20 protein-coding genes are annotated in these 20,326 nt (G+C 42.5%); 16 read left to right on the top strand and 4 right to left on the bottom strand.

Going from position 1 to position 20,326, the window contains the following annotated elements; genetic code table 11:
* The first annotated feature begins 24 nt into the window (after window positions 1–24).
* The 10 genes from PZ638_RS08015 to PZ638_RS08060 all read left to right on the top strand — a co-directional run bounded on the left by PZ638_RS08015 (window position 25) and on the right by PZ638_RS08060 (window position 9,696).
* Entirely contained in the window at window positions 25–1,035 is a 1,011-nt protein-coding gene (locus tag PZ638_RS08015) for an aspartate-semialdehyde dehydrogenase (RefSeq protein WP_094962681.1), read from the top strand.
* Entirely contained in the window at window positions 1,035–1,850 is an 816-nt protein-coding gene (truA, locus tag PZ638_RS08020) for a tRNA pseudouridine(38-40) synthase TruA (protein WP_094962680.1), read from the top strand. Before PZ638_RS08015 ends, truA begins: the two co-directional genes overlap by 1 nt.
* Before the next feature lie 65 nt (window positions 1,851–1,915).
* Complete coding sequence (locus tag PZ638_RS08025; RefSeq protein WP_094962679.1) at window positions 1,916–2,602, top strand: DedA family protein; 687 nt, start codon at window positions 1,916–1,918, stop codon at window positions 2,600–2,602.
* Between the two features lie 117 nt (window positions 2,603–2,719).
* Window positions 2,720–3,691, top strand: a complete 972-nt coding sequence (accD, locus tag PZ638_RS08030; RefSeq protein ID WP_004257287.1) for an acetyl-CoA carboxylase, carboxyltransferase subunit beta — start codon at window positions 2,720–2,722, stop codon at window positions 3,689–3,691.
* Complete coding sequence (folC, locus tag PZ638_RS08035; protein WP_094962678.1) at window positions 3,681–4,970, top strand: bifunctional tetrahydrofolate synthase/dihydrofolate synthase; 1,290 nt, start codon at window positions 3,681–3,683, stop codon at window positions 4,968–4,970. The genes accD and folC overlap by 11 nt, the downstream gene beginning before the upstream one ends.
* 5 nt (window positions 4,971–4,975) lie before the next feature.
* A complete protein-coding gene (dedD, locus tag PZ638_RS08040; protein WP_036957975.1) occupies window positions 4,976–5,617 on the top strand; it encodes a cell division protein DedD in 642 nt (213 codons plus the stop codon).
* Window positions 5,618–5,796: 179 nt separating this feature from the next.
* A complete protein-coding gene (gene cvpA / locus PZ638_RS08045) occupies window positions 5,797–6,300 on the top strand; it encodes a colicin V production protein (protein WP_004257304.1) in 504 nt (167 codons plus the stop codon).
* A gap of 14 nt (window positions 6,301–6,314) precedes the next feature.
* Window positions 6,315–7,832, top strand: coding sequence for an amidophosphoribosyltransferase (gene purF / locus PZ638_RS08050; RefSeq protein ID WP_004257307.1), 1,518 nt, complete (start codon window positions 6,315–6,317; stop codon window positions 7,830–7,832).
* 292 nt (window positions 7,833–8,124) lie between these two features.
* On the top strand, window positions 8,125–8,949 hold the full coding sequence (locus PZ638_RS08055) for a YwqG family protein (protein ID WP_004257311.1): 825 nt from the start codon (window positions 8,125–8,127) through the stop codon (window positions 8,947–8,949).
* Between the two features lie 174 nt (window positions 8,950–9,123).
* Window positions 9,124–9,696, top strand: a complete 573-nt coding sequence (locus tag PZ638_RS08060; RefSeq protein ID WP_036957976.1) for a UbiX family flavin prenyltransferase — start codon at window positions 9,124–9,126, stop codon at window positions 9,694–9,696.
* Window positions 9,697–9,699: 3 nt separating this feature from the next.
* On the opposite strand, the gene PZ638_RS08065 is transcribed toward PZ638_RS08060, so the two are convergent.
* Window positions 9,700–10,611, bottom strand: a complete 912-nt coding sequence (locus PZ638_RS08065; RefSeq protein WP_094962708.1) for a TIGR01777 family oxidoreductase — start codon at window positions 10,609–10,611, stop codon at window positions 9,700–9,702.
* Between the two features lie 380 nt (window positions 10,612–10,991).
* Here PZ638_RS08065 and yfcD point away from each other — a divergent pair, with 380 nt between their 5' ends.
* From yfcD to PZ638_RS08085, 4 genes are all read left to right on the top strand, one after another.
* The gene (gene yfcD / locus PZ638_RS08070) at window positions 10,992–11,534 is read left to right on the top strand and encodes an NUDIX hydrolase YfcD (protein WP_004257328.1); all 543 of its coding nucleotides are present in this window, start codon (window positions 10,992–10,994) and stop codon (window positions 11,532–11,534) included.
* A 238-nt stretch (window positions 11,535–11,772) separates the two neighbouring features.
* Window positions 11,773–13,017, top strand: a complete 1,245-nt coding sequence (locus tag PZ638_RS08075; protein WP_164455500.1) for a M24 family metallopeptidase — start codon at window positions 11,773–11,775, stop codon at window positions 13,015–13,017.
* 10 nt (window positions 13,018–13,027) lie between these two features.
* The gene (locus PZ638_RS08080) at window positions 13,028–13,225 is read left to right on the top strand and encodes a DUF3311 domain-containing protein (protein ID WP_004257337.1); all 198 of its coding nucleotides are present in this window, start codon (window positions 13,028–13,030) and stop codon (window positions 13,223–13,225) included.
* The gene (locus PZ638_RS08085; RefSeq protein WP_096864934.1) at window positions 13,222–14,664 is read left to right on the top strand and encodes a sodium:solute symporter family protein; all 1,443 of its coding nucleotides are present in this window, start codon (window positions 13,222–13,224) and stop codon (window positions 14,662–14,664) included. The genes PZ638_RS08080 and PZ638_RS08085 overlap by 4 nt, the downstream gene beginning before the upstream one ends.
* Before the next feature lie 62 nt (window positions 14,665–14,726).
* On the opposite strand, the gene pta is transcribed toward PZ638_RS08085, so the two are convergent.
* Window positions 14,727–16,856, bottom strand: a complete 2,130-nt coding sequence (gene pta / locus PZ638_RS08090; protein WP_153673987.1) for a phosphate acetyltransferase — start codon at window positions 16,854–16,856, stop codon at window positions 14,727–14,729.
* 87 nt (window positions 16,857–16,943) lie between these two features.
* Window positions 16,944–18,146 (bottom strand): acetate kinase, encoded by a 1,203-nt coding sequence (gene ackA / locus PZ638_RS08095; RefSeq protein ID WP_004257349.1) that lies wholly within the window; start codon window positions 18,144–18,146, stop codon window positions 16,944–16,946.
* Between the two features lie 593 nt (window positions 18,147–18,739).
* Here ackA and yfbV point away from each other — a divergent pair.
* On the top strand, window positions 18,740–19,195 hold the full coding sequence (gene yfbV / locus PZ638_RS08100) for a terminus macrodomain insulation protein YfbV (RefSeq protein ID WP_004257353.1): 456 nt from the start codon (window positions 18,740–18,742) through the stop codon (window positions 19,193–19,195).
* Window positions 19,196–19,334: 139 nt separating this feature from the next.
* Window positions 19,335–19,829, top strand: a complete 495-nt coding sequence (locus PZ638_RS08105) for a YfbU family protein (protein ID WP_004257356.1) — start codon at window positions 19,335–19,337, stop codon at window positions 19,827–19,829.
* A 201-nt stretch (window positions 19,830–20,030) separates the two neighbouring features.
* Here PZ638_RS08105 and PZ638_RS08110 read toward each other — a convergent pair whose 3' ends face one another.
* Window positions 20,031–20,300 (bottom strand): PAAR domain-containing protein, encoded by a 270-nt coding sequence (locus PZ638_RS08110; RefSeq protein ID WP_094962673.1) that lies wholly within the window; start codon window positions 20,298–20,300, stop codon window positions 20,031–20,033.
* Window positions 20,301–20,326 lie beyond the last annotated feature (26 nt).

Raw genomic sequence — 20,326 nt, forward strand, 5'->3', positions numbered from 1 at the left:
TTTTTATTTTTTAGAGGAATAGCCATGACTGAAGGTTGGAATATTGCAGTATTAGGCGCAACCGGTGCTGTAGGTGAAGCTATTATTTCACTGTTACAAGAAAGAGAATTCCCAGTCGGCGAATTATATTTACTTGCCAGTGAGCGTAGTGCAGGGGAGAGCGTACGCTTTAATGGTAAAAGTATTCAAGTTGAAAATGTGACCGACTTTGATTGGTCACAGGCACAAATTGCCTTTTTTGCAGCCAATGAAGGTGTCAGCCTACAATATGCCGAATTAGCGGCACAAGAAGGGTGCATTGTCATCGATACGAGTGGCGTATTTGCTCAAGAACCGGATGTGCCACTGGTTGTTCCGAATGTGAATCCGCAAGTCTTAGCCGATTACCGCAACCGTAATATTATTTCATTGGCGGACAGCTCTGTGAGTCAATTATTAACGGCAATTAAACCGCTGGTGGATGCGGCAGGGGTGGGGCGTATTACTTTAACAAATATGTTGTCGGTTTCTAGTTATGGTAAAGCCGCCGTAGACGAGTTGGCAGGGCAAAGTGCGCGTTTATTAAATGGTATCCCTGCGGAAGAAGGCCGTTTTAGTAAGCAATTAGCGTTCAATATGTTGCCATTACTGGCGGATACGGAAGGCAGTGTCGTTCACGAACGTCGTTTGGTTGAGCAAGTGCGTAAGGTGCTGCAAGATGATGGCTTGCCAGTGGCGGTGAGTTTTATTCAATCTCCTGTTTTTTATGGGAATGCGCAAGTCGTTCATTTAGAAACTTTGCGCCCAATGAGTGCAGAAGAAGCGAACGAAGAACTTGAACGTTTTGAAGATATTCAGGTCTCAGAAGAGGGTGATTATCCTACACAGGTGACTGAAGCGTCAGGTAATGACCAATTAAGCATTGGTTGTGTACGTAATGACTATGGCATACCTGAAGTTTTACAATTTTGGTCAGTGGCTGATAACGTGCGTTTCGGTGGGGCACTGATGGCGGTAGAAACAGCAGAAAAACTGGCTCAGGAGCTGTTTTACTAATGTCTGAGCCTACACAGTTGTATCGCATCGCATTAGGTATTGAATACAACGGCAGTCGTTATTTTGGTTGGCAGCGTCAGCAAGAAGTGAAAAGTGTTCAAGGTTGTTTAGAAGAAGCCTTGTCAAAAATTGCAGCGGAGCCAATTAGCGTGTTTTGCGCAGGGCGCACAGATGCAGGCGTTCATGCTACAGGGCAAGTGGTGCATTTCGAAACCTCTGCCATCCGCAAAGAAGCGGCTTGGACTATGGGGGCGAATACGCATTTGCCCCCTGATATTGCTGTCCGCTGGTGTAAACCGGTGGCCGAGGAGTTTCATGCACGTTTTAGTGCAACAGCGCGTCGATATCGCTACGTGATTTTTAATCACCGTTATCGGCCAGCAATTTTATCGAGTGGCGTAACGCACTTTCATTATCCACTCGATGAAAAAAGAATGCATGAAGCGGCACAGGCGCTATTGGGTGAACGTGATTTTACCTCATTCAGAGCAGTCCAGTGTCAGTCAAAGTCGCCATGGCGTAATGTGATGCATGTGAATGTCAGTCGCCACGGTCATTATGTGGTGGTAGACATCAAAGCCAATGCGTTTGTTCACCATATGGTGAGAAATATAGTCGGAAGTCTGTTGGAGATTGGTTGTGGCAATCAAAACATTGATTGGATGGCGCATCTTCTTGAGTTAAAAGACCGTACCAAGGCAGCTGCAACCGCAAAAGCGGAAGGGTTGTATTTAGTGAGTGTCGATTACCCAGAGAAATTTGAGTTACCTCAGAATGTGATGGGGCCGCTTTTTCTGGCAGATGAACTGATGTAAAGCGAATTTTTATTTATCTCATAATTTTTGTAAATAGCATGGATGCTATTATCAATGAGGATTTTATGGAATTTATCACTTTTATTATCGACTTTATTTTACACATCGATGTCCATCTTGCTGAACTGGTCAGAGATTATGGTACATGGGTCTATGGTATCCTATTTCTGATCCTATTTTGTGAAACAGGGTTAGTGGTCACACCATTTTTACCTGGAGATTCGTTATTATTCGTTGCGGGTGCGATTTCGTCATTAGACAGTAATGACCTGAATGTCCATTTAATGGTCGCTTTAATGATTACGGCAGCGATTATTGGTGATGCTGTAAACTACGCAATTGGGCGTATTTTTGGTGAGAAATTATTCAGAAATCCAGACTCGAAGATTTTTCGTCGTGTTTATTTAGATAAAACTCATGCTTTTTATGAAAAACATGGCGGTAAAGCGATTATACTGGCACGCTTTGTGCCGATAGTCAGAACTTTTGCACCATTCGTTGCAGGAATGGGGAAAATGTCTTATCGTCACTTTGCTTTTTATAATGTGACGGGCGCGTTTATTTGGGTATTATTATTCACTTATGCGGGTTATTTCTTTGGTGAATTACCGTTCGTACAAAAGAATTTGAAATTACTGATAGTCGCGATTATCTTTGTTTCAATTCTTCCGGGTGTTGTTGAAATTATTCGTCATCGTCGAATAGCTGCGAAAGAAAAGCGTGCGGCAGCGCAAAAAATCGATAACCACTAAGCGGTTTAGTAAGGTGGTTTAACAAGTTTTTATCTACAGTGAGATATCATTGTGGTTTAATGGCAAAAAATTACATACTGGTGATAACCAGAGTGAATCAGACAAAAAGGTCCATTAATGAGCTGGATTGAAAAAATTTTAAAGAAAGGTAACTTGACCCAATCACACAAAGCCAATATCCCTGAAGGGGTTTGGACCAAATGCGATAGCTGCGGGCAAGTATTATATGGTGCTGAATTAGAGCGTAATTTATCCGTGTGTCCAAAATGTGACCACCATATGCGAATTCACGCACGTCAGCGCTTAGAAACCTTCCTTGATGAAAACTCAACAACGGAATTGGGCAGTGAACTTGAGCCAAAAGATATTCTTAAGTTCAAAGATTCAAAAAAATATAAAGACCGTATTGCTGCTGCGCAAAAAGAAACAGGTGAAAAAGACGCGATCATCGTGATGAAAGGCACGTTGAAAGGTATGCCTGTGGTGGCTGCGGCGTTTGAGTTCGCTTTTATGGGCGGTTCAATGGCCTCTGTTGTTGGCGCGCGTTTCGTGCGTGCAGTGGAGCAAGCTCTGGAAGATAACTGCCCGTTGGTTTGTTTCTCTTCAAGTGGCGGTGCGCGTATGCAAGAAGCGCTGTTATCATTGATGCAGATGGCAAAAACCAGTGCAGCTTTGGCAAAATTGCAAGAACGTGGTTTACCTTACATCTCTGTATTGACCGACCCAACCATGGGTGGGGTGTCTGCAAGTTTAGCGATGTTAGGGGATATTAATGTGGCAGAGCCGAAAGCATTAATTGGTTTCGCAGGGCCACGTGTTATCGAACAAACTGTTCGCGAAAAGTTACCGCAAGGTTTCCAACGCAGTGAATTCTTACTTGAGAAAGGCGCGATTGATATGATAGTTCGCCGCCCTGAGATGCGTGATCGCTTAGCTGAAGTGTTAGCGATGTTAACCAATAAACCAAGCTTTAATGACACGCCTATCATCGTAGCGGAAACGGTTGAAATCGACATTAACGCCGTTGATGAACTTGATGCCCAAGAGCCAAAAAAGGATTCTGAAAAGCATAAAAAAGATGATGAGTAATCTAATCATTCCTAATGCCAAGTCTCCATTGGAGGCTTGGCTTTCTTATCTCACCGACTTACATAGTCAAAATATTGATATGGGGTTGGAGCGAGTCGGTCAAGTTGCTAGGAAAATGAACCTAACGCAACCTGCACCTAAAGTTATCACTGTCACTGGGACCAACGGAAAAGGGACAACTTGCCATACGCTAGAGTCTATTTTTATGGCATCTGGGTTAAAAGTTGGGGTTTACAGTTCACCGCACCTTATTCGTTATACCGAACGCGTTCGTATTCAAGGCCAAGAGCTCCCTGAGTCTGATTTCTGTGAAGTATTTGCCACAATTGAAGCACAACGTGCAGATATTTCGCTCACCTATTTTGAATACGGCACCTTGGCGGCGTTACAATTATTTAAGCAAGCTAAACTCGATATTGTGATTTTAGAAGTCGGTTTAGGCGGTCGGTTAGATGCGACCAATGTCGTTGATGCGGATATTGCGGCGATCACCAGTATTGCCTTAGACCATACAGATTGGTTAGGTGCAGACCGTGAACATATTGGTTATGAAAAAGCCGGTATTTTCCGCAAAGGTCACTATGGAGTGGTCGGTGAACCGGACATGCCAGCTTCAATTGCCCAAGTGGCTGAGCAGCTAGGTACACAGCTATTTCGCCGTGGTACGGATTGGCAATACAGTGAGCAAGCAAATAGCTGGTCATGGAAAAGTTCACAGCGTGAATGGCATGATTTACCGTTACCCAATGTACCTTTAGCGAACGCAGCAACAGCGCTGGGTGTGGTGAGTTGCCTATTGGAAATTGATGCTGATATTGCCCAAAAAGTGACTGAGTCCGCTATTCATCAAGGTTTGAAATCTGCTCAATTACCGGGGCGCTTCCAAATTATTGGTGAAAAACCGTTAATGATATTGGATGTAGCGCATAACCCCCATGCCGCAGGGTACTTAGTCAGTAAATTAGCGGCCTTACCGGAAACTAAAAACCGTCGCATTCTCGCGGTGGTAGGGATGCTAGGCGATAAAGATATCAAAGGGACGCTTGAGTGCTTATCACAACAAGTCACCGACTGGTACCTTGCGCCATTAACTGAGTTTAGGGGAGCAGATGTGGCCCAACTTAGTCAATATTTACCCACAGCTAACCAGTTTGAAAGCGTAGAAAAAGCGTGGCAGCAAGCTTGCGTCGATGCTAATGAGCAAGATGTGATTGTGGTGTGCGGGTCATTTCATACCGTCGCTCACGTTATGATGTTATTGGAAAATCAAGAAGGATAGTGCCGGTGGCTAGTAAATTTCAGAATCGACTTGCTGGCGCCATTGTGCTTGTTGCAGTGGGGGTCATTGTGCTTCCTGCTCTGCTTGATGGCGATAAGAAATACAATGAAAATGAATTTGCGGCCATTCCTATTATCCCTAAACCAGGTGATGAAGAAGACATTGAGGCAATAGCGCCTATTGTAAGTACGACAACAACAGCTTCTTCAGAAGGGGCTTCTGAAGCCATGTTATCAGAAGCGATTACGCAGCAGCAAAACGAACAGGTTGAAACACGGCCATCGACGACAACTCCCGCACCAAGCGTAGTTGAACCCACAAAGCCAGAACCGAAGCCTGAGCCTAAAGTTGAGCCGAAGCCACAACCGAAACCTGAACCTAAGCCCGAGCCGAAATCTCAGCCACAAGGCAAAGCATTTGTGGTGCAAGTCATCGCATTGAACAATGCGAGTAAAGTTGAGGAGATAGTCGCACAGCTCAGGTTGTCTGGTTACCAAGTTTATACTGTTCCTGCAAAACCAGTGAATAATAAACTCACGCGGATTTACGTAGGGCCTGAGGCCTCAAGGCAAAGGCTAGAAGCGGCTTTACCAGAACTGAATAGGATTACGGGAACAAAAGGGATAATTCAAAGCTATAAACCTTAAAATAGAATTTAAATAATCCCTAAAAGGTAAGGGGATTTAGTAACTTACTGCGGCGATTATGATTTTTTCTTTTCGCCGCTATTTTTTTTAATTTGATAGAAAAATGGTTACGCAAACGTTTTCGTTTTCTGTTAGAATGCACTTCGCTGATGTCGCGAGTGCGAATTTTGGAATGGAATATGGTCTGGATAGATTACACAATTATCGCCATTATTGGCTTCTCGGCATTAGTTAGCTTGATCCGTGGGTTTGTACGAGAGGCGCTCTCACTGGTTACATGGGGCTGTGCTTTTTTTGTTGCAAGTACGTTTTATCCTTATTTAGCTGACTATTTTACTCGCTTTGAGGATGTGCTGGTTAGAAATGGCATTGCTATCGCCGCACTGTTTATTGCCACTTTGATTGTTGGCGCAGTCGTAAACTATGTGATTAGCTCATTAGTACAAAAAACGGGGTTGTCAGGCACAGATCGTGTTCTGGGGATCTGCTTCGGTGCGTTGCGTGGTGTATTGATTGTTTCGGCATTGCTGTTTTTTCTCGATACCTTTACACCATTACCTCAAAGTGAGGACTGGCAGCGTTCGGAACTTATTCCGCAGTTCAGTCATATAATCAGGTGGTTTTTTGACTACCTGCAAAATGCGTCAAGTTTCCTACCGGAGAACATTTCTCCGTCTGGCTGATGAGGAAAGACTAAATGTGCGGTATTGTCGGTATCGCCGGTGTTACACCGGTAAACCAATCAATTTATGATGCTCTCACGGTGCTTCAGCATCGTGGGCAAGATGCAGCAGGTATTGCCACTATTGATGGCAAAAACAACATTCGTTTACGCAAAGCAAATGGCCTTGTTAAAGATGTGTTTGAAACACGTCATATGCTGAGATTACAGGGCTGCATGGGGTTAGGGCACGTCCGTTACCCAACGGCAGGTAGCTCAAGTGCTTCCGAGGCGCAACCTTTCTACGTAAACTCACCTTTTGGTATTACACTTGCGCATAATGGTAATCTGACAAACGCTCATGAACTCACTCGGAGTTTATTTGAAACAGCGCGCCGCCATGTTAACACCACTTCTGATTCTGAAATATTACTGAACGTATTAGCCCATGAGCTGGATAGGTTTGATCATTTCCCTCTCGAGCCAGACAATGTTTTCAGTGCTGTGTCCGCGATGCACAAAAAATTACGCGGTGCGTATGCTTGTGTGGCATTAATTATTGGCCATGGCATGTTAGCCTTCCGTGATCCTCACGGTATTCGTCCGTTAGTATTAGGGCGCCGCATTACTGAAAGTGGTGAACATGAATATATGGTCGCTTCTGAAAGTGTTGCGCTTGATACTTTAGGTTTCGAGTTTTTACGCGATGTGGCGCCTGGCGAAGCGGTATATGTGACAGAAAAAGGCCAATTATTTACACGCCAATGTTCTGATAACCCACAATTAACCCCATGTATTTTTGAGTATGTCTATTTTGCTCGCCAAGACTCTTTTATTGATAAAGTGTCTGTGTATAACGCAAGGTTACGTATGGGGCAAAAACTGGGCGCTAAAATTGCTCGCGAATGGGAAGACTTAAACATCGATGTGGTAATTCCTATTCCAGAAACATCGTGTGATATCGCCTTAGAAATCGCGCATATTCTTGATAAACCGTACCGCCAAGGTTTCGTGAAAAACCGCTATGTAGGCCGTACATTTATCATGCCGGGTCAGCAAGAACGTCGTAAATCGGTGCGCCGTAAGCTTAATGCGAACCGTGCGGAGTTTCGTGATAAAAACGTCTTACTTATTGACGACTCCATTGTACGCGGAACAACATCGGAGCAAATTGTTGAGCTTGCGCGTGAAGCCGGAGCAAAAAATGTTTACTTTGCCTCAGCGGCACCCGAAGTGCGTTTCCCAAACGTATATGGCATTGATATGCCAAATGCAAATGAATTGATTGCACACGGGCGCGAAGTGGATGAAATTCGCAAACTTATCGGCGCAGATGGGCTAATTTTCCAAGATTTAACGGATTTAGTCGACGCGGTGCGTGAAGAAAACCCTGAAATTACAGAATTTGAGTGTTCCGTGTTTGATGGCATTTATGTGACCAAAGATATCGACCAAAGTTATTTAGACTACCTAGAAAACTTACGAAAAGACGATGAGTTAAAGTTGAAGGATCAGAGTGAGGTTGAAGACCTAGAGATTTATAACGAAGGCTAAATTTTCGTCAATTTTCGTCATAGTTTGGGCTACAGCGTTGTTGGCTTCACAAATTCGCCCTAGTCACGTAGTTTTCTACGCTCCTAGGGTCTCTTTGCTAGCCGCCTAGCTGTAACCCTAACTATATAGAAAATCCACAGTGATTCTGATTTTTCCCATCTTTAATCTGTAGCCTAAAATATCAAGAAAACTATGACGTCAAATGAAGGCCTAAGTTACAGTTATATCTGATTTAAAATACGTAAAAATCGAGTAAGCTAGAGGGACATTAACTGCCTATTTGGAGCGATATATGGCTGATTTCAACTCCCTCCCTGATGTGATTAAACCTTTCGCAGATAAAATCAAAGCCACTAAAAAACCGCTTGTTGAAATGACGTTAACCCCTATTGAAGACTATGTTTTATGGGATAGTCGTGTTGGGGGAATGCCGTATTTGCCACTAAATGAAAAATACCCGACGAATAGCGAAGGGATGCCACTCAAGTTGCTTGCTCAAATTAATTTTGCACAAATGCCTAAATTAGAAAATTACCCTGAAAAGGGGATTTTACAGTTTTTTATTGGTGGTGATGATTTATATGGGGCTGATTTTGAGCAGCGACAAAAACAAGAAGATTTCCGTATTATTTATTGGGAAGAGGTTATTGAAGATACTCAGCAATTAACCCAAGATTTTTCTGCGGTGATTGCTGCCCATTCTGATGACTACTATACCCCCATAGACCATCAATACAGTATTGAATATACGCCTGCGGAACAGTACATCAGCATCGATGATTTCCAATTTGGCCAGAAAATATTAGGGGTCGACAACCTCTATGATTATGAAGAGCAATTTGAAGGGGAAGATTTTTACGATGAATGGGTTGAGCCCTACAGTGATACGTTTGAATCAGGGGCACACTGCATCGGCGGCTATCCGTTTTTCACTCAAACCGACCCAAGAGAATACGAAGAAGATATTCAACAATATGAATTGCTTCTACAAATAAATACCGATTATGAAATAGGGATCATGTGGGGAGATATGGGAGTCGGTAATTTCTTTATTCACCCAGATGACCTGAAAAAACGTGATTTTAGTCGTGTGGTGTATAATTGGGATTGCGGCTGATCCAGAAATCCTTTTTGCCTTTTAACCTGTAGCGTTGTTGGCTACAGGCTAAAATAATGAGTGAGTTATTAGTCGCCTATTTAATTAATTTTAATGCTTTCTTTGCATCTGCAACCGTGGCGTATTTCGTATATAATGCTCAATTATCGTTTGCTAGGGTGGTTAGGTAGGGAAATGAAGAAACTTATCATTGGGTTAACTGGCGCGAGTGGGGCTATTTATGGTGTCCGCTTGCTTGAAGTGTTGAAACCGCTCAAAGGTGTAGAAACCCATTTGGTGATGAGTGCGGCCGCCCGTCAAACATTAGCACTTGAAACAACTTACACGGTGAAAGACGTTCAACAGTTAGCCGATCATAACTATGACAGTCGTGATATTGCTGCAGCGATTTCTTCCGGTTCGTTCCGTACCGCTGGAATGGTGATCATGCCCTGCACCATGAAAACGTTATCAGGTATTGTTCACAGTTATACTGATACGTTGGTCACTAGGGCGGCGGACGTAGTGCTTAAAGAAGGTAAAAAATTGGTGTTAGGTGTACGCGAAACGCCATTGCACGTCGGCCATTTACGTTTGATGGTGCAAGCGGCGGAGATGGGAGCCGTGATTATGCCTCCCATGCCTGCGTTTTATCACCAGCCTGAAACTATTCAAGATATTATTGACCAAACAGTTAATCGTATCCTTGATCAGTTTGATATCGAACTGGAACAAGACCTATTTCATCGTTGGCAGGGGGCGAAATAACCCTTACTCATCAGTATGTGGAATAAGTAAGTCAGTTAGCGCTTCTTTTAACTCGATATGTTCAAATTGAAAGCCTGCCTCTTCTAACCGTTTGGGGATCGCCTGTTGGCCACCCAATACCAGCGCTGCGGATTCCCCCATGATGGCTTTAATCACAAAAGCGGGCGTTCGTACAAATGAAGGGCGATTAATAACTTCACCTAATGTGGCGGAAAATAGGTCATTATGGACTGGATAAGGTGAGGTCATATTAAAGGGGCCAGAAAGCGTTGGGTTATCTAATAAAAAACAAATTGCACGAACCATATCGTTGATATGTATCCACGGCATGTATTGTTTCCCGTCACCAATTGGCCCACCTGCACCCATTTTAAAAATAGGGAGAATTTTGGCAAGTAAACCGCCATTCGCTGATAACACAAGGCCAGTGCGTAATAAACAAACGCGAGTTTTTTCTGACTGTGCATTAGCGGCTAAAGCTTCCCAATGCTGTGTGAGCTGGTGAGTAAATTCATCATGGGGCTGTTCGTCTTCGGTAACGACCGATTGGCCCTGATTGCCATAATAGCCGACAGCAGAGCCCGATAAAAATACCCGGGGAGGGGTTTCACTGGCTGTGATTAACTCACTAAGCTGCTGAGTTAACTTCCAACGGCTATCACACAGTAACTTTTTTTGTTCCTCTGTCCAGCGCTTATCAGCAATAGGTTCGCCTGCTAGGTTAATGACAGCATCGAAGTCATTTAAGTGGGTTTTACCATTGAGAGACGTCCAGCACTCAACAGCCTTGCAAAACTGGCTATAAACTTTTTGTGGAGAGCGGCTTAATACAGTAACCTGATGCTCAAGAGAAATCAGTTTTTGGATTAGTGGTGTTCCGATTAGCCCGGTGCCGCCTGTTATGAGTATCTTCATCGCCATCCCCGTCATATTTCAAACCGCAGCGTTGTTGCCTACGTTCTGTCACCTTAGTCTTAAGGCTGCCATCTCTTGGCGCCTAGCTGCAATTTGAACTATTTAGGGGATATCCCTGAGATCAGTAACAAACTACAGCGTTATGATTTAACTATAGCATTTGTGAACACAATTTGTATGATTTGCTTAGCCTGCCTTTAAAAAATTCGGTTTCATTATCACTGTAATAAGAAGTGCTTTTTATGATGGCAACCAATCACAAATTCAGCTAGGATCATTTTCATAGGTGCGGATCAATGCAGATTGGTATTGTCAGGCATACAATAAGAATCAGTCTAATGATATAAGCCGTTTTAGCTTAAAAATAAAAGGTTTACAGGATGGAACAACAAACCGAAGTTGTTGAATGGGTCGATATTGTTGATGAAGACAATACTGTGATTGCTCAGGCAACACGTAGCCAAATGCGAGCAGAAAACCTACGTCATCGTGCAACTTACATTGTTGTTCATGATGGAATGGGCAAAATATTGGTTCAACGACGCACAGACATTAAAGATTTTCACCCCGGTTTCCTCGATGCAACAGCTGGAGGAGTGGTTACGCAAGGTGAAAACATTCTTGATTCTGCAAAGCGTGAAGCTGAAGAAGAGCTAGGTATTGCTGGCGTTCCTTTTGCTGAACATGGCCATTTTTACTTTGAAGATGCGCATTGTCGTGTATGGGGTGGTTTGTTTAGCTGTGTGAGCCATGGTCCATTTGCTTTACAAGAATCTGAAGTTGTTGAGGTCAGTTGGTTGACCCCTAAAGAGATCAGCGCACGCTGTGACGAATTTACGCCGGATTCACTTAAAGCGCTTTCTTTATGGTTGACTCGGAATAATGAGTTAGAAAAAACCATCACTTGTGCTGAAAACTCATAGTTGATCAGATTAAAATTGTTAAAGGGCTATTTTATTTAGTCCTTTACTTTATTTCTCCCAAAATCAAATCTCTAGCAAAGTTAATTTCAAGCTAATATATAACGATTAGTTATAACAAACTTGCAAGCTAAACGATGTATTCATTTCTACACTAGATATAATGTGACAGATCTTAACATTTATCGTTTGCGATATGATGCACTGCTTGGTGTATACATGACGCTTCGAGAGAATAAAAATGACAATTGATAAACAAGATGCTTTTTTGAAACAACAACACCTTGATAACGTAACCAATAAAGCCCGTGAGATTATGGAGCGTGAAGGAATTGAAGCGTTAATCGCAACCGTGGGTGATAACTTTTATCACTTAACCGGTTTTGCGAGCTTCTTTATGTACACTTTCAGGCAAACAGGTTCGGCGATTGCGGTTATTTTTCGTGATCCTTCTATTCAATCATTGGTTATTATGAATGAATTTGAAGCGGCAAATTTGTCACTTCAAATGCCTAACGCAAGGATTAAAACATTTCCAATTTGGGTGGATGTTGATGACCCTTACAATCCTGAAAATGGCAAAGTGATGAAGGCAAGGCCAATTAATAGCCCAATAGAAACCATTTTCAATTTACTCAAAGAGGCGTTGTCAGAAGCGGGAGTTTATTGTAAACCGGTTGCAATTGAATTAAACCAAATTACACATACAGGTAAAGTATGGTTGGATAAGGTTATTCCTGAATTAAATTTGGTTGATTCTTCGCCGCTATTTAATGAATTACGCATGATTAAAAGCCCGTGGGAAATTGCTCATCTCAGAAAATCAGCACAAATTACAGAGGCTGGTATTGCTGCTGCGAGTAAATTGATCAAAGTCGGCTGTACTTCAGCGGAATTAACCGCCGCTTTTAAAGCGAAAGTGATGGAATACCCAGAGACAAATTATAGCCGCTTCAATTTAATTTCAGTGGGCAGTGATTTTTCACCGAAAATGATCCCTGATGACCAACCTGCAAAAGAAGGGGATTTAATTAAATTTGACTGTGGCGTTGATGTGGCAGGTTATGGTGCTGATATTGCACGGACATTTGTGGTTGGTAAACCGAATGAAAAAGTCGCTGCTATTTATCAAACTATCTTAAAAGGCCATCAATATATGTTAAGTCGAGTTGCGCCCGGCGTGGCATTAAGTGATGTTTTCAATGAAACAATGGCACTCATTCGTTCTTCGGGTTTGCCCCATTATAACCGTGGGCACTTAGGCCATGGGGACGGGGTGTTCGTTGGGCTGGAAGAAGCCCCTTTTGTGAGCGCTGCGACCACAGAAATATTTCGAGCTGGGATGGTAATGAGCTTAGAAACACCTTATTACGGGATTGGTGTTGGCGGTATTATGATTGAAGATATGCTGCTGATTACTGAAGACGGTGTGGAAATGTTAAGTCATTTGCCTCGTGAATTGATTTCTTTCGGGCAAGTGGAATAAGGGGCGGAATATGAAGTGGTATCATTATTTAGTTATTTTCCCAATCCTAGCGTTAACCGTGGGTATCTATTATGCCAACCAAGTAGAGCCTTTTGTTATGGGCTTGCCATTTTTAATGTTCTGGATTGTCTCATGGGTGATTGTTACAGCCTTAGTTATGTTACTAATCAATATATTAGATAATAAAAATACTAAGGAAACATCATGAGCTCCGCGCTAATTATTATTACTGTTTTCTTCCTGTTTAGTATTTATCTTGCTATTCGTGCGAAGAAAGGAAAAACGATGGACCATGAAGGGTGGTCTGTCGGTGGTCGTAGTTATGGCGCACTGTTAGTTTTCTTGCTGAGTGCGGGGGAAATATATACCACGTTTACCTTCCTTGGCGGGAGTGGCTGGGCTTATGGTAAAGGCCCTGCAATTCTATATACCTTGGCAGTCAATGCTTTTATGGGGATCTTTTTATACTGGGTGCACCCAAGGATATGGCGATTTGCAAAAGATAATGATGTCAGAACGATTTCTGAGTTATTTACCAAAAAGTATCAAAGCCCGGGGTTAGGGTTATTAATTAGCTTAATATCTATTGCTGCAATGGTGCCTTTATTTGTTTTACAGCTTAAAGGATTAGGCATTATTGTTTCTCAAGCGTCTTATGGCGCAATTCCAGCAGATATTGCCATTTGGATTGGAATTATCGCAGTGACGTTATTTGTGATGATTTCAGGTATTCATGGCTCAGCTTGGACATCAGCACTAAAAGATTTAATGATTTTAATTGTGGTGGTTTTTATCGGTATTTATATTCCACTTCATTATTACGGTAGTTTTGGGGACATGTTTAAAGCGATAGATACCGCGATGCCAAGCTTTTTAACATTCTCCGAAACGGGGCTAAATATCCCTTGGTATATTTCCACAATATTCTTATCTGTGGTTGCCTATTTCTGTTGGCCGCATTATATGGCCGCAGTGTTTACCGCAAAAGATGAAAAATCACTGAAACGTAATAGTATTCTGATTCCAGCGTACAGTTTGATTATGCTATTCGCATTTTTCGTTGGTTATGCATCCATATTGCAAATTCCACATCTTGAAGGGGCGGCAGTGGATTTATCGCTGTTTGAGATATCTAAGAGCACCTTCTCACCGATTGTGGTTGGTTTTATTGGTGCGGCAGGGATGTTAACCGCATTAGTACCTGGTTCGATGTTGTTGCTAACCACTTCTAATATGTTAGCGGGAGTTGTGCAAAAAGCGATGGGAGTAAGTGAAGAAAAACGCCAGTCTGGTGTGTATGCTCGCTTTATGGTACCTGTCGTTGCGTTGGTCAGCTTGTATTTTATTTTCCACAGTAATGATACCTTAGTGGCTATTATGTTACTCGGGGTCAATATTGTCGCGCAGTTTTTCCCTGCTTTACTGATGAGCTTTAAACAGCAAAACCCAATGACACCTGCGGGTGCTATTTGTGGAATTTCTGCGGGGGTTTTATTCCTTGCGGTAACCTATATAGAGAAAATTTCTTTAGCACAATTGTTCCCTTGGTTAGGAGAAAGTTTGAGCTTTATGAATATCGGTATTGCTGCATTTATTCTGAATATTATTGTTGCGGTAGTGGTTTCATTATTTACGCGTAAAAGATAGTTAAAAATAATCAGGCAATAAAAAAGCGCTCAGTTGAGCGCTTTTTAGCAGAAAGAGATGAATTAAGCGTTTTCGTTTTGTACTGCTTGGATAGCAGTTAACGCAACGGTATACACGATGTCATCAACTAATGCACCGCGTGACAAGTCATTGACTGGTTTACGCATACCTTGCAGCATTGGACCAATAGAGACTAAGTCAGCAGAACGTTGTACGGCTTTATACGTGGTATTACCGGTATTTAAGTCAGGGAAGATAAATACGGTCGCTTTACCTGCAACTGGTGAATTAGGTGCTTTGGACTTAGCAACATCCGCCATAACAGCCGCGTCATATTGTAATGGACCATCGATAATTAAATCAGGGCGTTTTTCTTGTGCTAAACGCGTTGCTTCACGCACTTTCTCAACATCACTACCCGCACCTGAATCGCCTGTAGAGTAAGAAATCATCGCAACACGTGGGTCGATACCGAACGCTTTAGCAGAATCCGCAGATTGGATAGCGATTTCAGATAATTGCTCTGCAGTTGGGTCTGGGTTGATAGCGCAGTCACCGTACACAAATACTTGTTCTGGTAATAACATAAAGAACACAGAAGAAACTAATGAGCTACCCGGTGCTGTTTTAATTAATTGCAACGGTGGACGGATAGTATTTGCCGTCGTATGAACAGCACCAGAAACTAGGCCATCCACTTCGCCTTTCTCTAGCATTAATGTGCCTAATACAACGTTATCTTCTAATTGCTCACGAGCAACAACCTCAGTCATTCCTTTGCTCTTACGTAATTCAACGAGGCGAGCAACGTATTCTTCACGTACTTTAACTGGGTCAACAATTTCAATACCAGTACCGAGTTCAATACCTTGTGCAGCAGCAACACGACGAATATCTTCTGGGTTACCTAATAGAACACAAGTTGCAATGCCGCGCTCTGCACAGATAGATGCAGCTTTAACTGTACGCGGTTCGTCGCCTTCAGGAAGAACGATTCGTTTGCCAGCTTTACGTGCTAATTCAGTTAACTGATAACGGAATGCTGGTGGTGATAGGCGGTTAGGGCGCTCTGAGTCAGCAACCAGTGATTCAATCCAATCGCTACTAATATGACGAGCCACATAGTTTTGAATTTTTTCAATACGTTCATGGTCATCAGCTGGGACTTCTAAGCTAAAGCTTTGTAGATTCAGGGATGTTTGCCATGTATTGCTTTTCACCATGAAAACAGGCAGGCCAGTTTCGAAAGCTTGTTCACACAGCTGGCGAATAGGCGCATCGATGTTGTAACCACCAGTGAGTAGAACTGCACCGATTTCAACCCCGTTCATTGCCGCTAGTGAGGCAGAAACTAATACATCAGGGCGATCCGCTGAGGTCACTAATAATGATCCTGGGCGGAAGTGTTCAAGCATGTGCGGAATGCTGCGTGCGCAGAAAGTCACTGATTTAACACGACGAGTTTTGATTTCGCCTTCGTTAACAATCTCTGCACCTAAGTGTTTTGCCATGTCAATTGCACGGGTGGCAATTAAATCAAAGTTCCATGGAATGGATGCCAGCACAGGCAGATTCAGCGCAGAAAGTTGCTTAGTATCGAGGTTAGCCACAGTCGCTTTGGTTGAATCATCAAAGATTTCAGATAGGTCAGGGCGAGTACGACCTTGTTCATCAACAGGTGCATTCACCTTATTGATAATAACGCCGATGATATTTTTATTACGTTGGCCGCCAAATTCGTTACGTACTAACTCTAAACGCTCTTGCATTTGTGTGATTGAACTGTTGCCTGGTGCAGTGACGAAAACAATCTCTGCGCCTAATGTTTTGGCAATTTCATAATTTAATGATTGAGCAAATGAATGTTTACGCGTTGGCACTAAACCTTCAATTAAAATCACTTCCGCATTTTTTGTGTGGTCATGATAGCGAGCGACGATTTCTTCCATTAACACATCTTTTTTGGAAGAGGTCAGTAGCGATTCTACGTATTCCATTGTTAGTGGTTCAACAATGGTGGTAATACTTGAATGAGAGCGCAGGACTTCAGTGGTTTGGTCTTTATTGCCAGAGACGCGTGGCTGTGCGATAGGTTTGAAAACGCTTAATTGAACACCTTTTTGTTCCATTGAGCGAACGACACCTAGGCTAACGCTAGTTAAGCCAACGCTGGTGCCAGTAGGTATTAACATAATTGTACGGGACACGGGAACCTCTTTATTTCGGTTACTCTAATGACAAAACGATACCGCCAGCAGGTTGCTGGCGGTAGAAGTTGCTTATGCGGTTAAACGCGCAGTATCTTGGGCGATAACCAACTCTTCATTGGTTGCGATAACCAGTGCTGGGCGGCTGTTATCGGTAGTGATTAAACCTTCTTTACCGAAGCGCGCCGCTAAGTTACGTTCGTGGTCATATTCGAAACCAAGGATAGCCAGTTTCTTCAAGGTAATTTCACGAACTTGCGCTGAGTTTTCACCAATACCACCCGTGAAGATGATAGCATCAAGGCGGCCTTCCATCAGAGCACTATATGCACCAACGTATTTCGCCAAACGATGGCAGAAAACATCCATTGCGCGAGTTGCGTCTTCTTTAGTGCCGTAGTTATCTTCAACATAGCGGCAGTCACTTGTTACGCCAGTTAAACCTAATAAACCAGACTCTTTGGTCAGCATTTTGTTGATTTGTTCAACGCTCATACCTAAAGAATCATGTAAATGGAAAATAATTGCAGGGTCGATATCACCACTACGTGTTCCCATTACCAGACCTTCTAATGGCGTTAAACCCATTGAAGTGTCAACGCATTTACCGTTAACAATAGCAGTAACAGAACCACCATTGCCTAGGTGGCAAGTGATAACATTTAACTCATCAACAGGTTTGTTGAGTTTTTTCGCAGCTTCACGGGAAACATAGTAATGGCTTGTACCGTGCGCACCATAACGGCGGATACTATGTTCTGAATATAATTCGTATGGCAATGCATACAGATAAGCTTCCTGCGGCATGGTCTGATGGAATGCGGTATCAAAGACAGCGACATTTTTGTTGACCAGATGCGGGAAGGATTTTCTTGCTTCTTCAATACCGATGAGATGAGCAGGGTTATGCAATGGCGCGAATGGAATAGCCGCTTCGATGCCTTCAATCACTTCATCTGTGATTAATACAGAAGAGGTAAATTTCTCACCACCATGAACAATACGGTGACCGATGGAGGTGATTTGCTCTGATAGCTCAGGTTTTTCAGCAAGAATAGTGTTAACAATGAAATCCAATGCTTCGCTATGCGCTGCACCAGCACCTAAAGGCGCTTCTTTCTTAGCACCATCCATTTTCCACTTAATACGGGCTTCCGGGAGGTTAAAGCACTCAGCTAATCCAGATAAAAATTCATCGCCATTAGTTGGGTCGATGATGGCGAATTTCAGTGAGGAGCTACCGCAGTTTAGAACCAGTACCAGCTTACTTGACATGGAAATACCTATCGTTAATTGTTGTTGTGAAGCCTTTTAAAAACATGAAAAGACTCAGATATAAAAATATACCGCTAGAGCCTAGCGTATTTATGACCTGAAACATCATGATTGATATCATGTTAAAGGCGAAAAAAGTTAAAGATCGTGAGATCTTCAGGGGTTGATAACTCAGGCGCTATTCTTTTCTACAGAAGGTTATAAAAGTAAACCTCTGCACCTAGTGTTGAAATAACGACCAACAACCCCAATATATAACTGTTGTCTATCTTCAGTATCGAAGATGGATAAAGCTAAAAAATAACAAATGCAACAGCAATTCTAAATGTGGCAGATTCTACTAAAATTATTTTATATTTTATACGTTTTTTTTAAAAATAGGGACTTTGATTGATTAAAATCATAAGTGACGTATAAAGTAGTGTTATAGCACAGGGTTACGTTGCTATTAGAATAGCTGATATTTAGTAAATTGACTTAACTTAAGGTAAATGTAATGAAATAATTTCGTTACCTTAAATGTGCTATCATTTTACCATGCGTAATTTATAAATTATTGCCTCAGTTTTTAAGAAGTCGATAGGAAACGTTTCATGAGTACATTGCAAAGTACACCGCCCGGTTTTTTTAAGCGCTTTAGATTAGGTAACCGCTATCTGAAGGCTTTTCCTATGGAGAAAAAACTGTCGCCGATATTCCCCGAAATTCGTATTAACAAGGCGGTACGCTTTGGTATTCGCTTTATGCCGCCCATTGCAATTTTTACATTAGCATGGCAAATCGCGTTAGGTGGGCAATTGGGACCTGCCATTGCCACGGCACTTTTTGCCTGTAGTTTGCCAATGCAAGGCTTATGGTGGTTAGGAAAACGTGCGGCGACGCCTTTGCCATCCAGCTTGCTAAGCTGGTTTTATGAGATCCGTGATAAATTTACCGAAGCGGGAATTGCGATGGCACCGGTTGAACACCAACCCGATTATATGGCGTTGGCTGACTTGCTAAAACGTGCATTTAACCAGCTAGATCGTTCCTTTATGGAAGATATCTAAGGGATAATTTCTATTAAAAGGTAGATTTAACAATAAGTAATGCAAAAATAGTGTTTAGATCAATAAAAGCGATGTTTTCACTGTCTATGATTGATGTTGAATGCGAAGATAAGCCATACTTTTTAGTGGGAGAACCCTGATGGAAATGACTAACGCACAACGCTTGATCTTATCTAATCAATATAAAATGATGACCATGCTTGACCCCGATAATGCAGAACGTTATCGCCGACAACAAACCATTATTGAACGTGGTTTCGGTTTACAAATGCGTGAGTTAGACAGAGACTTTGGTCATTTAAGTGAAGATACCTGCCGTACTGTTATTGATATCATGGAAATGTACCATGCGCTGCAAGTCTCTTATAGCAACATGGCTAATAAGGAAGACATTGATGGCCGCCGTGTGCAATTTTTGGGCTTTGATGCGGCAACAGAAGCACGTTATCTGAGCTATGTCCGTTTTATGGTCAACACAGAAGGGCGTTATACCCACTTTGACAGCGGGACGCATGGGTTTAACTCACAAACACCAATGTGGGAAAAATATAATCGTATGTTAGCGATTTGGCATGCATGTCCAAGGCAGTATCATTTATCAGCAGTGGAGATCTCCCAAATTTTAAATGCCTAATGCTCGTCATTCTTCGCGCTGTAGCTTTGTTGACTGCGTTCGGCGACTCGGGTCACATACATTTGTATGTTCCCCGAGATATCTTCTCTAGTCGCCTAGCTACAGCGTGAATATTTAGAGCATATTTGCTTGTCATTAGTAAAGCAGTAACACGTGACACTGATATGCGAGCTATATGAGCAAGTTAAAACACATTAACATTTAGCCTACAGCAACAAGCACACAGCCCCCAGAACATCCACATGCGACTTTATGACCTTCTAGCGCAACAGGGATACCATTAATTTTCATTAAGCTATCACCTTCAACGATAGTCCCTGTTTTTTTACATGAAGGACAATAAACAGAGTCGCCCACACAGGCAACTCCTTGGGTTTGCTTGGCGAGAGAAGAAGCCGTCAACACCGTGCCTCCGGTATTCGTCGTATCATTTTTTAAAATGAGTTTTCTGCCGTTCACAAGACTACGCATTGCGTTTTTTCTCCTGATCAAGCTTT

The organism is Providencia hangzhouensis (assembly GCF_029193595.2).
Classification (GTDB): domain Bacteria; phylum Pseudomonadota; class Gammaproteobacteria; order Enterobacterales; family Enterobacteriaceae; genus Providencia; species Providencia hangzhouensis.

What these genes read in the sequence shown, in the direction of transcription:
- PZ638_RS08075 (WP_164455500.1), top strand. Translation starts at nt 11,773, where the DNA reads ATGACAATTGATAAACAAGATGCTTTTTTGAAACAACAACACCTTGAT.
- pta (WP_153673987.1), bottom strand. Translation starts at nt 16,856, where the DNA reads ATGTTAATACCTACTGGCACCAGCGTTGGCTTAACTAGCGTTAGCCTA.
- yfbV (WP_004257353.1), top strand. Translation starts at nt 18,740, where the DNA reads ATGAGTACATTGCAAAGTACACCGCCCGGTTTTTTTAAGCGCTTTAGA.
- PZ638_RS08055 (WP_004257311.1), top strand. Translation starts at nt 8,125, where the DNA reads ATGGCTGATTTCAACTCCCTCCCTGATGTGATTAAACCTTTCGCAGAT.
- PZ638_RS08060 (WP_036957976.1), top strand. Translation starts at nt 9,124, where the DNA reads ATGAAGAAACTTATCATTGGGTTAACTGGCGCGAGTGGGGCTATTTAT.
- PZ638_RS08110 (WP_094962673.1), bottom strand. Translation starts at nt 20,300, where the DNA reads ATGCGTAGTCTTGTGAACGGCAGAAAACTCATTTTAAAAAATGATACG.
- accD (WP_004257287.1), top strand. Translation starts at nt 2,720, where the DNA reads ATGAGCTGGATTGAAAAAATTTTAAAGAAAGGTAACTTGACCCAATCA.
- PZ638_RS08085 (WP_096864934.1), top strand. Translation starts at nt 13,222, where the DNA reads ATGAGCTCCGCGCTAATTATTATTACTGTTTTCTTCCTGTTTAGTATT.
- purF (WP_004257307.1), top strand. Translation starts at nt 6,315, where the DNA reads ATGTGCGGTATTGTCGGTATCGCCGGTGTTACACCGGTAAACCAATCA.
- PZ638_RS08105 (WP_004257356.1), top strand. Translation starts at nt 19,335, where the DNA reads ATGGAAATGACTAACGCACAACGCTTGATCTTATCTAATCAATATAAA.
- PZ638_RS08015 (WP_094962681.1), top strand. Translation starts at nt 25, where the DNA reads ATGACTGAAGGTTGGAATATTGCAGTATTAGGCGCAACCGGTGCTGTA.
- PZ638_RS08065 (WP_094962708.1), bottom strand. Translation starts at nt 10,611, where the DNA reads ATGAAGATACTCATAACAGGCGGCACCGGGCTAATCGGAACACCACTA.
- PZ638_RS08080 (WP_004257337.1), top strand. Translation starts at nt 13,028, where the DNA reads ATGAAGTGGTATCATTATTTAGTTATTTTCCCAATCCTAGCGTTAACC.
- cvpA (WP_004257304.1), top strand. Translation starts at nt 5,797, where the DNA reads ATGGTCTGGATAGATTACACAATTATCGCCATTATTGGCTTCTCGGCA.
- folC (WP_094962678.1), top strand. Translation starts at nt 3,681, where the DNA reads ATGATGAGTAATCTAATCATTCCTAATGCCAAGTCTCCATTGGAGGCT.
- yfcD (WP_004257328.1), top strand. Translation starts at nt 10,992, where the DNA reads ATGGAACAACAAACCGAAGTTGTTGAATGGGTCGATATTGTTGATGAA.
- PZ638_RS08025 (WP_094962679.1), top strand. Translation starts at nt 1,916, where the DNA reads ATGGAATTTATCACTTTTATTATCGACTTTATTTTACACATCGATGTC.
- ackA (WP_004257349.1), bottom strand. Translation starts at nt 18,146, where the DNA reads ATGTCAAGTAAGCTGGTACTGGTTCTAAACTGCGGTAGCTCCTCACTG.
- truA (WP_094962680.1), top strand. Translation starts at nt 1,035, where the DNA reads ATGTCTGAGCCTACACAGTTGTATCGCATCGCATTAGGTATTGAATAC.